The 12,683-nt window shown below is 31.7% G+C and carries 11 protein-coding genes; 5 read left to right on the top strand and 6 right to left on the bottom strand.

The features are described 5' to 3' along the window. Positions 1–82: 82 nt before the first annotated feature. From VBY68_RS11190 to VBY68_RS11170, 5 genes are all read left to right on the top strand, one after another. Positions 83–1,519, top strand: coding sequence for a hypothetical protein (locus tag VBY68_RS11190; protein WP_415269783.1), 1,437 nt, complete (start codon positions 83–85; stop codon positions 1,517–1,519). A 111-nt stretch (positions 1,520–1,630) separates the two neighbouring features. Further along, on the top strand, positions 1,631–2,560 hold the full coding sequence (locus tag VBY68_RS11185; protein ID WP_415269782.1) for a peptidylprolyl isomerase: 930 nt from the start codon (positions 1,631–1,633) through the stop codon (positions 2,558–2,560). Between the two features lie 196 nt (positions 2,561–2,756). Further along, on the top strand, positions 2,757–3,425 hold the full coding sequence (locus tag VBY68_RS11180) for an energy transducer TonB (RefSeq protein ID WP_415269781.1): 669 nt from the start codon (positions 2,757–2,759) through the stop codon (positions 3,423–3,425). Positions 3,426–3,498: 73 nt separating this feature from the next. Beyond that, the gene (locus tag VBY68_RS11175) at positions 3,499–4,161 is read left to right on the top strand and encodes an energy transducer TonB (RefSeq protein ID WP_415269780.1); all 663 of its coding nucleotides are present in this window, start codon (positions 3,499–3,501) and stop codon (positions 4,159–4,161) included. A 147-nt stretch (positions 4,162–4,308) separates the two neighbouring features. Continuing rightward, a complete protein-coding gene (locus tag VBY68_RS11170; RefSeq protein ID WP_415269779.1) occupies positions 4,309–5,433 on the top strand; it encodes an energy transducer TonB in 1,125 nt (374 codons plus the stop codon). Between the two features lie 292 nt (positions 5,434–5,725). On the opposite strand, the gene VBY68_RS11165 is transcribed toward VBY68_RS11170, so the two are convergent. From VBY68_RS11165 to VBY68_RS11140, 6 genes are all read right to left on the bottom strand, one after another. Beyond that, positions 5,726–6,364, bottom strand: coding sequence for a hypothetical protein (locus tag VBY68_RS11165; protein WP_415269778.1), 639 nt, complete (start codon positions 6,362–6,364; stop codon positions 5,726–5,728). An 18-nt stretch (positions 6,365–6,382) separates the two neighbouring features. Beyond that, positions 6,383–6,589: a hypothetical protein gene (locus tag VBY68_RS11160; protein WP_124591056.1), complete on the bottom strand. Its 207-nt coding sequence runs from the start codon at positions 6,587–6,589 to the stop codon at positions 6,383–6,385. Between the two features lie 118 nt (positions 6,590–6,707). After that, a complete protein-coding gene (locus tag VBY68_RS11155) occupies positions 6,708–7,577 on the bottom strand; it encodes an OmpA family protein (RefSeq protein ID WP_099216279.1) in 870 nt (289 codons plus the stop codon). Between the two features lie 140 nt (positions 7,578–7,717). Further along, positions 7,718–9,877 carry an OmpA family protein gene (locus VBY68_RS11150; RefSeq protein WP_415269777.1) on the bottom strand — a complete coding sequence of 720 codons (2,160 nt, stop codon included), beginning with the start codon at positions 9,875–9,877 and terminating at the stop codon, positions 7,718–7,720. Between the two features lie 11 nt (positions 9,878–9,888). Next, a complete protein-coding gene (locus VBY68_RS11145; protein WP_415269776.1) occupies positions 9,889–10,809 on the bottom strand; it encodes a PorP/SprF family type IX secretion system membrane protein in 921 nt (306 codons plus the stop codon). Between the two features lie 43 nt (positions 10,810–10,852). Then, positions 10,853–12,683 (bottom strand): gliding motility-associated C-terminal domain-containing protein (locus VBY68_RS11140; RefSeq protein WP_415269775.1); only part of this gene is annotated, 1,831 nt, incomplete at its 5' end.

The following is a 12,683-nucleotide window of genomic DNA, read 5'->3' as shown; positions in this document are numbered from 1 at the left end:
CTCTTTTTTCTCTTTTTCCTCAATACACAGTCAAGAGAGTTTATCGAGTTTACAGGGAAAAGAATTACACAATAAAGTTCGGTTGAATTTTATTCCTGTTGAAATGCCTACGGATGAATTTCCTAGCTTAAAACCAGCGATGGGACTAACTGGTTTACACTACCAAATTCCTATTAACGATTGGCTATACGGTGGAGCTGGATTCCATTTTGCTGTCACAGGAGATCAAGGTGGATTATTTACCTTAGGAGCTGAATTGGGAATAAATAAACAACTATACAAAAATTTATATATTGATGCCAACTTCCATATTGGTGGTGGTGGTGGATATCGCTACTTGGTAAATGATGGTGGATTTATCAATCCTAATATAGGATTGCAATATAAAAAGAATGATTATTCTTTCGGAATACAATATAGTCACGTTAACTTTTTATCAGGAGAAATAAAGAGTAATTCAGTTTCTTTCTTTGTAGAGATACCGAGTATTTTACGTTTTACTGATTATGATAAAGCACATCAAAAGTTTGTAGCGGACAACCTTTCTCCAGATAGTTTTTGGAGCAAACCAGTCGTTAAAAATGCGCAACAAATTCGTTTTGATTTCTTTAAGCCTATTGGGGATTCAAAAAAAGATAATGGAGACGACCTTAATGAGATACTATATGTGCTAGGTTTTGAGTATCAAAAATACTTGAACGAAAATACCTTCTTATTTGCACATACTGATGCTATTTATAGAGGTTTACGTGCTGGTTTTATGGATTTATTTGTTGGTGCAGGATATCATCCATATCAATCAAAGTACATTAATATCTTCGGAAAATTAGGTGTTGGTGCTGCTGGTGGCCGTGTGGCTCCTGAAGGTGGGTTGATGATCTACCCTTCTGCAGGTATCGATTTAAAGATATTTAAAAATATTGCTATTAGTGGCCATGGAGGTTACTATCGTGCTATAGCTGGTGATTTAGAAGCATATACCTTCGGTTTTGGATTAAAATACTTCGGATTAAACGGCGGAGTATCTTCTGAAGAAAATAACACTTACAATACAAAAGGGTTACGTTTTGAAGTACAAAATCAAAGTTATTTTGATGTTGCTAAAACAGATGACCTTTTAGACGCTACTGAAATTGACTTGCAATTAATTGGTTTTAAAGTTAATTATGACTTGAATCATTCATTGTATGTTGCAGGAGAAGCTGGTTTTGCTTACGATGGTCGTTCTGGTGGTTATGCTCACGGATTAGTTGGCGGTGGTATATACAGTCCTTATTTTTTTAATAATAAAGCGCGTGGTTTTATAGAAATTATGGCTGGTGCTGGTGGAGGTGCTGGTGTAGATACTGACGAAGGAATTATAATTCGTCCTACAATTGGGTTGAGTTACGATATAGTTAACCATGTTTCTATAATTGCTTCTGGGGGTAGATATTATTCTCCTTTCGGTAATGTCAATTCAAACAACATTAACATAGGTTTAAGCTTTAACCTTTCAACTTTATCAGTAAAAAACTAACTTTGTCATTGCTAAGAAAAACAATGATTTAGCTATTTTAATAATTTAAGATTCTTTTTTTCCTAAATTTTGGATATAGGAATCGTACATATATAAATAAACAAGAGAAAAATGGATAACGGAATTTATGCAAAGTTCATCACTCCAAAAGGTGATATTTTAGTAAACTTAGAATATGAAAAAACTCCTGGAACTGTAGGTAACTTTGTTGCTTTGGCAGAAGGTAACTTAGAGAACTCAGCAAAACCACAAGGAACTCCTTATTACAACGGTTTAAAGTTTCACCGTGTAATTGCTGACTTTATGATTCAAGGTGGTTGCCCTCAAGGAACAGGAACAGGAAATCCTGGTTATAAATTTGATGATGAGATTCACCCTGAATTAAAGCACGATGCTCCAGGAAAATTATCAATGGCTAATGCAGGACCTGGAACAAACGGTTCTCAATTTTTTATTACACATGTTGCTACTCCTTGGTTAGACGGTAAGCATACTGTTTTTGGTAGTGTTGTAGAAGGACAAGATGTTGTTGATGCGATTGCTCAAGACGATACTATGGACGTAGAAATTATACGTGTTGGTGATGCTGCTGAAGCTTTTAATGCAGTAGAATCTTTTAGAACTTTTGAAGGAGCTCGTGAAAAACGTGAAGCTGAAGCAAAAGCTAAACAAAAAGAATTATTAGATCAAGTAGCTGCTGGATACGATGAAACTCCAAGCGGATTACGTTATAAAATCTTACAAAACGGAGATGGAAAACAAGCTACTAAAGGAGCTATGGTTTCTGTTCATTATAAAGGTCAATTATTAGACGGAACTGTATTTGATTCTTCTTACAAACGTAAACAACCTTTCGATTTTGCTATAGGTGTAGGTCAAGTAATTCCTGGTTGGGATGAAGGTATTCAGTTATTAAAAGTGGGTGATAAAGCTCGTTTAGTAATTCCTTCAGACTTAGCATATGGGGCACAAGGTGCTGGTGGTGTAATTCCTCCTAATGCAACCTTAATTTTTGATGTAGAGTTAATGAATGTAAAGTAGTAACATACAATATATTATATAATTAGTAAAGCCTTCATAATTTATGGAGGCTTTTTTATGCTCTAATTTCACTTAATATTTATTTAATATTCATAACATTAAAGAACATATTACTTAATAGATTTATCATAATTACTTAAGAGCAAAAAAGTAAAAAAGAGTGATTTTTACGTCAACAAACAAGCTCTTTAGTCCTATGAAAACAATTTTACTTTTTTTAACATTTCTTATTACATCGTCTATTACAGTAATAGCGCAAGAAGTATGTACAACAAAAGAAGACAATACTATTGATTTAAATATTATAAGTGTAAACAAATGCAATATTGTTAATGAAAAACAAAATCCAAGAGAAAGAACTACAAAAACACTAATTGCTAGAAATAGGATAAAAAAAACAAGAAAATTACCACAAAAAAGTCAATCAAGCTTAAATGCTTCTTCTAAAATTTCTATTTCTACGACAACTAATGATTTATCAATAAAAAACTCTTTAAAATCTCAAACTAAAGAAGTTTTATTCTCTGTAGTTGAAGAAGTTCCATTATTTCCTAAATGTAAAAATAGCTCTAACGAAAAAGCAAAAAAATGTTTTAAAGACAGTATGCAAAAGCATTTTTCAAAGAATTATTTTCCTGAAGTCTTCTCAGAAGAAGGTATACATGGTAGAATTTTAATTCAATTTACTATAGACATTTATGGTAATCCAAAAAACATTCAAGTAGTTAGTTCTAAACCAAGTAAAGTTATTACTAATGAGATTAATCGAATCATCAACAAACTACCTCAGTTAGAATCTGGTAAAGAAAAAGGAATTCCTGTGGATGTTACTTACTCTTTCCCTATAAATTTAATCTTAAATTAATATAAAATATTTATCTAGGTTTTCAGATAATTTTATTTTCGTGCTCCTTAAAATTCCTCTTTAACACACACAAATGAAACATATCTTTACCTTTCTTTTATTTTCAATATCATTTTCTTATTCTCAAGAAAAATGTGAAACTCCTAATGAAAATTACCAAGACCTGAATACTATTAGCATTACCAAATGTTCTATAGAAGATGTAAAAGAAGCTCTAGAAACAGAAAAAACTAAAGAGATTTCGACAAGAAAAAGACATCGTAAACTTAGAAAAGCAAATGCTATTTCAACTAAATCAAATAAAGTTGAAGAAATTAAAAGTAAAAACACTATTGTTCAAAAGTTAAATATAAAAGAAGATATTCTAACTTCTCTAGATAAGATTCCTTTTCACTTAGTTGAACAAATACCTCTATTTGACGAGTGTAAAAAAACTCCTATTTTACAACAATCAAAGTGTTTTGAAAAAGAAATGATAAAACACATTGTTAGAAATTTTGATTACCCAAAGGAAGCTTTAAGAAAAAAAATTGAAGGAAAAATTCTCGTACAATTTACTATTGACAAGGAAGGAAATGTTGTTGATATTAAGAAAAAAGGACCTGAAAACAGTGATCTTTTAAAAAAGGAGGCACATAGACTAATTGCTTCTCTTCCTCACTTTATACCTGGTAGTCATAAAGGTAGTTTTGTGAATGTAAAGTATGCTCTCCCCATAATTTTTAAAGTTCCGTAAAACTAATTTTATTCATTATTATTTCTGTAAATAATACTTTAGTTAACTGAATAACAGAATAAATTTGTTATATTCTATTTTTTATTTATATTTACAGCGTTAGTTAACGTTTAATTAACTTCACCAAACACTTAAAATTAGAGCACAATGATTAAAAAATTCCCCTTAGTAGTAGCTGCAATGCTACTTTCTTTAGCGGCTGTAGGACAGGAAGTATGTACTACTCCAGATGAACAAATAGCCGATCCAAACAGTATCACAAAATGTGCAATCGAAGACACCGATAATGGTGCAAAAAAGCAACTATCTATTGAAGTCTCTACCAGAAGACGTGTTGTTCGTAAGAACAAAGAAGCGGTTTCTGCTATTGGAGGTATAAATTCTTCACAAAAGGTAGCTGATATTAAAAAGAAATCTTTATTAATTGGTAAACTTGAGTTAGAAGACAACTCTTCTACTATCGAAAAAATTCCTTTTAATTTAGTAGAAGAAATTCCTTTGTTTAGTAAATGTAACAATGTTCCATTAATTAAGCAGGCAAAGTGTTTTGAAACTAATATGACTAAACACATTATTAATAACTTTAACTATCCGAAAGAAGCTATTGATGCTGGAATACAAGGAAGAGTTTTAGTTCAATTTACTATAAACGAGCAAGGAAATGTTGAAGACATTCTAATGCGTGGTCCTAAAGGTGGTGAATCTTTAGAGAAGGAAGCTGAAAGAATCATTAATGACCTTCCTAAATTTATACCTGGAAAACATAACGGTAGAACTGTAAAAGTAAAATATGGAGTTCCTATTACTTTTAAAGCTCCTGGGGCAACTAATAATAATTCATCAAGATCTACAAAAAAGGTTGTTGCTAAGAAAAGTTCTAACGTTATTAAAAAGGAAAAAGTTATTACTGATTTTGTAAAGTTTGTGGAAGTACAAAGTATTCCTCAATTTAAAGCTTGTACAAAAGTTCCTGATATGCAAAAATTAACATGTTTCAACGAAAGAATGGTTAGCCATATTCAAAGAAACTTTAACTATCCTGCTGCTGCTGCTGAACAAAACATTGAAGGTAGAGTTTGGGTACGCTTTATAATTGACAAAAAAGGAGAAGTAACCAATATTAAGATGAAAGGTCCTGAGAATGGTCAATTATTAGAACAAGAGGCTAAAAGAATGGTTTCTAAGTTACCTAAATTTGTTCCAGCAGAGCATAATGGTAAGACAGCCAATGTTGAATATTACATTCCTGTTAACTTCAAATTACATGAATAACAACTCTTAAAAGTGTTTATATAAGAAAAGCTTCTAATTAAATTTAGAAGCTTTTTTACTTTTATTGCAATACTATTTAGCCTACTTCAACTTATATATTAATGTAACTAGCATATGATATGGCTTTAACACAAATAAATTACAAGCATACTTACTTTTAAGCAATGGTTGAATACAAGATGGTATGAACACAATATTTAAATAAAAAATTAAAATCTACTCATTTAAAACAAAAAAAAGAGATAGTTAATGACTACCTCTTTTTATTAATTACTACAATTTAATTTTATTACTATTTCTTATCTTCTGGAAATAATATTTTCTTTAGAGCTTCTTTCTCTTTTTTAACTTTTTCTTTTTGCTCTTGAATCTTTTTATCTAACTCACTAAGTCTTTCATTAGCTTTGCGAACTACTTCTTCCTTTTCTTTAGCTTCTTCATCAGAGATTTCTTTATTCTCTTTAGCTTCTTTTATTCTCTCTTGAGCTTTTTTAACCTTTTCTCTTCCTCTATTTAAAACACCTTCACTGTCACGAATGTTTTTTTCTTGCTCTTCAATTCTCTGCTTAGCTTCATTTGATCTCATTTTACCAAATTCTCTCCCGCTCATACCATTCTTATCTCGACCATAGGCATTACCTTTCCCTTTATTCTCCTTATCTGCCTTTGAATCTTTTCTTTGTTTTTTATCCTTTTTTTCTTTCAGCTCTTTTTTCTTCTTCATTTCTTGAGCTTTGTCTTTCCCTTTTTCTTTTACTTCTTCTACTTCTTGCTCAAGTTCTTCTTTTACTTCTTTAGCTTTATCCTTTCCTTTTTGCTTTACCTCTACGCTTTTTTCTTTTCCTTTACCCTTTCCTTGTGCAAATGTTTGTTGAGTTCCTATAAAGGCAAAAAACATTACAATTGATGCTATAAGTTTTATATTTTTCATAATGATTCAGTTTTATATTTATATACTATCTATTTCTTGCAACTGCTCCTCAAGCTTCTTTGTTGCTTCATTTAATTTATCGATACCAGCTTTTACTTCATTTTCAATAGAGTCTATTTTTTTTATAGCTGCTTCAATTTTCTGTTTTTCTTCCTGTTCTTTCTTTTTATCTGTACAAGAAATCATAAAAAGAATTCCGAATGTTAAAATCAATAGTTTTTTCATAATTTAATTAATAGGTTAATATATATTTAAGACACTTAAACTACTACAAAGTCACTGTGAACTATAATTAGTTAAGCAAAAAGCCAGCATAATGCTGGCTCTTGTTGTTTTAAAATGATTAAGGCTTGATATTTTCTTCTTCAGCCAATAAACCAAAAAATTTATCTAAATTTGGTAAGATTACAATTCTAGTTCTTCTGTTTCTAGCTCTATTAGCAGCTGAACTATTTTCTACAAGTGGTACTGAACTACCTCTTCCAGATGCAATCAACCTACTAGGGTCTACCTTGTATTTTTTCTCTAAAAGTCTAACAATAGATGTTGCTCTTTTTACACTTAAATCCCAGTTATCTTCAACAACTTCATTATGAATTGGTCTTGAATCTGTATGACCTTCAATCATAACATCCATACTTGGCTCAGAGTTAATTACATCAGCTAATTTTTTTATTAGTTTATGTGCATTTCTTTTAACCCTGTAACTTGCTGTATTGAATAACATTTTATCTGAAACAGAAATCATCACAACAGTTTGGTCAATATCAATATTCACATCTTCATCGTTTTCTAACTCTGATGTATTTATTGATTTTTTAAGGTTATGAGCAATCGCCACATTCATAGAATCTTTTAACGTTTTAGCGTTTGCTAACTCAGCTGGATCAACGTTTTTAAGCGTTTCTCTCATTTTTTCTTTTACAGAATTAGAAATTACAGCTGACTTACCAACCATGTCTAACTTAACGTTATTCTCTTCATGGAGTGATTCATTTACACTTTTTAATGAATTAATCTTGTCATTGTAGTCATCAACTCTCTTTTCAATTTTAGCAAACTTAGCTTCAAGTTGCTCCTTTTCTAGAGTTGTTTTTTGTAAATTTCCTCTTGTATCATTGTACTTTTGTTCTAACTCAACATACTTCTTTTTTGATACACAAGACGTCATTGTTAAAGCCAATAACGCTAAAGGAATAAATAGTTTTTTCATAATTAATAATAATGATAATAAGTTAATGTAACCTTATAACTTAATTTTTCCTATAATATTATACTTGTGTATAATAAAAAAACTCCTTTTAAAAAGGAGCTTTCTTATTTGATAACATTGCAGTTATTTATAGGTAAATCTTAATTTCTATAATTCACTTTTATTTCTTTATTTATTCTATCACAATCTTCTTCTTCTCCTTTAAAACACTTATTGTTTTCAGGCCTTAAGCTTCTACCTGATTTCTTTAAATTCTTACTTAAAAACTCTAAAAAATTACTTTTTTTTGTAGCTATTCTTTTCCTTACTCTTTTCTTTTCCTGTTCTTGTCTTATTTCTATAGATTCACTTCCTTTTACTATATAAAAATATGAACGTCTATTTAACTGATACTCTTCTTCTGAACACCTTTTTCCGTCTACACAATCGTTTAATGGTTTGTCTTCTCCATAACCTATCGCGCTTTCAATTCTGTTACTAGCAATACCTCTTGATAAAATATAATCTCTAGTAGATTTTGCTCTTTTATCTGACAACATCCTATTGTAATCTCTATGACCACGACTATCTGTATGTGATTCTATTTTAATTACTAACTCAGGGTGGTTTGTCATTACAGTTACAATATTTTCTAACTCATATTCTGCATCTTCTCTAATAACAGACTTGTCATAGTCAAAGTAAATAGGTTTTATTACTATTTGGTTTCCTATAATTAATGGTGTTAACTTTAGGTTTGCTGTAACTTCATTACTTCCTTTACCTGTAGTTAAAACAACACTTCTTCCAGATCTATGATCTAATTTAGTTGCTGTTACTGTATAAGTATTATTACATGGTACATCTTTAAAAGTATAATGACCTAAGTTATTAGAAATTGTTTCTGCTATAATCTCTTTTTCCTTATTAATCAGTTTTATTATAGCGGCATCTATCGGTGCATTTGTTTTATTATTTTTGATAACTCCCTTAACAACTTGTGTACAAACTGGCGGATCTGTGTATATAAAGAAGCTATAAATATCATCATCTCCTTTCCCTTTTTCTCTATTTGATGAGAAGAAGCCTCTTTTACCATTCTTACTTATAAAAAATGAAAAGTCATCTTTTTTACTATTAAATGGATACCCTAAATTTTCTGGTGATGATACTGTACCGTCCTCTTTAATTTTTGCTTGAAAAATATCAAGAAGTCCTAAACCTAAATGCCCATTGGAAGAAAAATACAATACATTATCATTTCCTATATAGGGAAAAACTTCTTTTTCTGATGTATTTACAGAGCTTCCTAAATTTACTGGTTCTCCATACTCATCTTTACCTTTAATAGCTACTTTATAAATATCAGATTGTCCGTAACCTCCAGGCATATTAGAAACAAAATACAATGTTTTTTCATCAGGACTTAAGGCTGGGTGACCTGTGGAATACTCATCATTATTAAATGGTAACTCTTTAACATTAATCCAATAACCATTCACATAACTAGCTTTATAAATTTTTAAGTTAGATGTATTTTTCTTACTTCTTCTAGCCCTCTTTCCTTCTGAATTATTTCTTGTAAAATAAATGGTTTTTCCATCTTTTGTAAAAACAGGTGTGGATTCGTGTAATTCAGAAGCTATTGGTTCTCCTAGTTTTTGAACATTGGCTAAAACTAATATAGTATCTTGCTTACTTCCTTCTAATGTTTGTATATCCTCTTCTGCCTTGTAAATATTTAAGAACGGTTGGTTATTCCATTTATATATTTTTTGTCTTTTTGAATCATTAGGAACAGAAGATGTGAAATACGATTTTCCATTCAATAAAAAACCTCCAAAATCTGAATACGGTGTATTTATTGCTAAATTTCTTACTCCTATTCTTTTTTCTTGACTGGTATAGTCTGATAAATAACTATCTTTTTTAAGTTCTTCATCTAAGCCACTTTTTTGAGATTGTGTTAATTTTAAAAATATAGAATCTGATTTTTTATATTTACCATTACTTCTCAGTGCTTGAGCGTACTTAAATAAATGTTTTTCTCCAACCTTTTCGTTAAAATTTGAAATAAGTTTTTGGTACCAAATCTCTGCTTCTTCAGTATCTGAGTTGTTATAATAAGATTCTGCTAACCTACTTAATACATGTTGAGAACTATCCCCTTTAATTAATACTAAATCTTTATATAATTTAGCTGATTGAACATAAGAATACTCCTCAAAATAACGGTCTGCTACTTTCCTACTTTGACCAAAACCATTTACAGCCAACACTAACAATACTGTTGTTAGTGCTAGTAATTTTTTAAAATTCATTTTTTCCTTTTTTAGAAGAATCTTGGGGACCTATATCTAATATCTTTGAATATTTCATATTGTAACATAATTTCGTGTGTTCCTGAATTTGTTACATTATAGTTTGATGTTGTTAAATCATATGAATATCCAATAAGTAAAGAGTCGGTTGCTTGAAAACCTAAAAGAGCACTTATAGAATCATCCCACCTCCATGAAGCTCCAACTCTAAATTTTTCATTAAACAATAAATTTGCTGAAACATCCAATGATAAAGGAGCTCCTGAAACTCCTTTTAATAAAGCAGCTGGCTTAAACTTTAAGTCTTCATTTATATCAAAAACATACCCTGCGATTAAGAAAAAGTGCATTCTTTCTACAGCTACCTCTCCTGGAGTATCTGCATCATAATGCTCCATTCTTAAAATATTTGGTACAGATAATCCAACATACCACTGTGGTTGGTGATAATAAATACCTGCCCCAACTGTTGGTAAGAACTTATTGATATTATCTTGAAAAACCACTTCATCATCTTTATAGGTTCCTTTTGACCAATCTATGTTTAATAATCTTCCTCCTAAACGTAGACCAAAAGCTAAATTTCCTTCTTCTCCAGTTTGAATATTATAAGAAACATTTGCATCTAAATATATTTCACTAGAAGGCCCCACTTGGTCATTCATTAGGTTAACTCCTAATCCTACCCCTGAATATCCTAACGGGGTATCATAAGATAAATTTTGAGTATTAGGTGCTCCTTCAAAACCGACCCACTGCATTCTTCCTAAAGCAGTAATTACAGTATGTCCTCTAGATCCTGCATATGCTGGATTCACATTCATGGTATTGTACATGTATTGTGTGTACTGAGGATCTTGTTGTGCATGAATATCTGTGGTTATACAGATACTCATTGCACATATTAAGATTAAACTTAAATATAATTTCATTTGATTAAAACTTTTATTCATCAGTCTTTTTTATAAACCTAGATTATCTATTAATGTAAATCCAGCCTTTTTTAACTTTACTTCCGTTTCCAAGGTCTAAAATATAGAAGTATGTTCCAACTGGCAATTTATCACCTACATTTATATTTGCTCTTCCTTCAGAAATTCCTCTAAACACAACGTTACTATTATTATACCCTTTTGCTCTATATACCGTGTTACCCCATCTATTAAAGATTTCAATAGTATTCCTAGGGAAACTCTCAATACAATCAATATGTAAATAACTGTTAGCTGAATCACCATTTGGACTCATAAGATTATTAACTTTCACACAAGTGTCTTCATTAATAGCATCACCAAAGCCTTCTAATCCGTCTACGCTATCAGCTATACCATCTCCATCAGAATCTACTCCACTATCATCTACTACGCCATTTCCTCCACTATTAGGATCTGTTGGATCTGTATTATTATCTGGAGAATTGGCATCTCCATGACCGTCAAATCCATCTACACTATCGGCTATACCATCTCCATCTGAATCTTCAGAAGGATTATCTACTTGACCGTCTCCATCTTCATCAGAATTTCCTCCTTCTACTACATCATTAATTCCATCATCATCACTATCTAAATCTTGGTAATCAGGAATACCATCTCCATCTGTATCTGGTTCTTCATTATTATCTACTGAATCATCAGCCTGCCCATCTCCGTTAGCGTCTGTATACCCTGAATCATTAGAATCTATTACACCATCTCCATTTGTATCTAAATCTCCATCTCCTCCTTCTATTACGTCATTAATACCATCGTTATCTGAATCTAAATCTAATGAATCTGGAATCCCATCATTATCTGTATCTACCAAACCATCACCTTCTTCTACATCTGGTATACCATCATTATCATCATCCACATCCATAGCATCTGGTATACCATCGTTATCTGTATCAACACAATCTTCTCCTGATAATCTACCATTTACTACAAAATCTTCAGAAGATCCTCTACCACAACTACTACTCACACTTACTGTATAAGTAACTCCAAAATTATAACCGTTAATTACACCGTTTTCATCAACCGCTAATGTTGAATCATTGAAAACATAAGTTAAACTTGAATTGTAATTAGTAATTATAGCCCTACCTGGTGTTGAACATGTAGCTCTTTCAACTGATATAGAAGGTATCGAAGGAACAGCCTCTTCTGTTACCACTACTTCAGATGTAGCTTCACTTGTACATGAACTCGTTGCTGCTACTGTATAGGTATAGGTTCCTGCTCCGGCTAAGGCTGGTGACCAAGTACCACCTGTATCTGGCGTCCCACCTAACTCTGCAAATAACTGCGTTTCTGTTACTGTTGTTCCTTCACAGATTGTTAACATTCCGTTGGTTCCTGCATTTGGTTGTGCTTGCTCCGTTACCACTACTTCAGAGGTAGCATCACTTGTACATGGATTTGTTGCCGCTACTGTATAAGTATAAGTTCCTGCACCTGTTAAAACTGGTGACCAACTTCCTCCTGCATCTGGTATTCCTTCCAATGCTGCAAATAACTGCGCCTCTGTTATTGTCGTTCCTTCACAGATCGTTAACGTTCCATTGCTTCCCGCATCTGGTGCCCCTGTTATAGTTAAAACTACTGCTCTTCTTGTTAAACTTGTACAAGTACCATCGTTATACTCTGCATAATAAGTTGCTGTTCCTACTGTATTTAATGTAGGGCTTGCAACTACATTTCCTCCTGTTGAAGCATCGTACCAAGTAATTCCTGTTGTACTTGATAATGCATCGTTGGCATCTAAAGTCTGGATTGGACTTGTCTCACACTCTGTTATATCTCCACTGCTCACTGGGGCTGAT

Source organism: Tenacibaculum ascidiaceicola, assembly GCF_047470925.1.
In the GTDB taxonomy this organism is placed as follows: Bacteria; Bacteroidota; Bacteroidia; order Flavobacteriales; family Flavobacteriaceae; genus Polaribacter; species Polaribacter discolor.
This window is presented reverse-complemented; position numbering and strand designations above follow the sequence as displayed.

Bases quoted from the DNA above. Each gene is read 5' to 3' on its own strand.
- VBY68_RS11170 (WP_415269779.1), top strand. From the start codon at position 4,309: ATGATTAAAAAATTCCCCTTAGTAGTAGCTGCAATGCTACTTTCTTTA.
- VBY68_RS11145 (WP_415269776.1), bottom strand. From the start codon at position 10,809: ATGAAATTATATTTAAGTTTAATCTTAATATGTGCAATGAGTATCTGT.
- VBY68_RS11155 (WP_099216279.1), bottom strand. From the start codon at position 7,577: ATGAAAAAACTATTTATTCCTTTAGCGTTATTGGCTTTAACAATGACG.
- VBY68_RS11165 (WP_415269778.1), bottom strand. From the start codon at position 6,364: ATGAAAAATATAAAACTTATAGCATCAATTGTAATGTTTTTTGCCTTT.
- VBY68_RS11180 (WP_415269781.1), top strand. From the start codon at position 2,757: ATGAAAACAATTTTACTTTTTTTAACATTTCTTATTACATCGTCTATT.
- VBY68_RS11185 (WP_415269782.1), top strand. From the start codon at position 1,631: ATGGATAACGGAATTTATGCAAAGTTCATCACTCCAAAAGGTGATATT.
- VBY68_RS11175 (WP_415269780.1), top strand. From the start codon at position 3,499: ATGAAACATATCTTTACCTTTCTTTTATTTTCAATATCATTTTCTTAT.
- VBY68_RS11150 (WP_415269777.1), bottom strand. From the start codon at position 9,877: ATGAATTTTAAAAAATTACTAGCACTAACAACAGTATTGTTAGTGTTG.
- VBY68_RS11160 (WP_124591056.1), bottom strand. From the start codon at position 6,589: ATGAAAAAACTATTGATTTTAACATTCGGAATTCTTTTTATGATTTCT.